This window comes from Neorhizobium sp. T25_27 (assembly GCF_002968565.1).
Taxonomy (GTDB): domain Bacteria; phylum Pseudomonadota; class Alphaproteobacteria; order Rhizobiales; family Rhizobiaceae; genus Neorhizobium; species Neorhizobium tomejilense.
Window position 1 is genome coordinate 1 of record NZ_PVBJ01000036.1, and the last position, 572, is coordinate 572.

Sequence of the window (572 nt, forward strand, 5' to 3'; positions counted from 1 at the left end):
GCGAGAGTGTTTGCGTGTGAATTACGATCCGAATGTTGATGTTCGAGCAGTAAATCCCCGCAAGCCTAAGGACGGAGAATCATTGGCTTCTGCAACTGCGGAACTTGTACGGGGCGCAGTGGCTGAAACCCTGAAATATTCCACGAAGCCGGCTGACATGGTTGCTGATCCTGAATGGTTCCTCGAATTGACTAAGCAGACACATAAGCGCCGATTTGTGGCTACCGGTGGCGCACTCAAAGACATACTGAAACTCGATCAGGAAACTGATGCCGATATGGTAATCGGGGATGATATTCCCGAAGGCGATGATGATGGTTCACGCATTGCTTTTGAGTGGAAAACCGAATCCAAAAAGTACCGTCGCTCACCGTCAAAAGATAAAGCTGAATCAGACTGACAGGGTGTCGGGGCGCAGCCCTGACCACGACGTTTTTGAGAGGGCGCCGCTTGTCGGCGGTACTCCAAAAACACATCTTGTCCTATTGGTTCTACTCCGATGCAGGATAGGGCTAACGCCGCAAAGTGACGTCACTCAATTACTGAGTTCGGTTTCCGAACTCAGTTGGGAC

General features: G+C 50.7%; 1 protein-coding gene. It reads left to right on the forward strand.

All coding sequences use genetic code 11. The features are described from left to right. Nucleotides 1-400: protein rep (locus C5J24_RS31600; protein ID WP_172724210.1), on the forward strand; the 400-nt coding region annotated here is incomplete at its 5' end. Between the last annotated feature and the right edge of the window lie 172 nt (nt 401-572).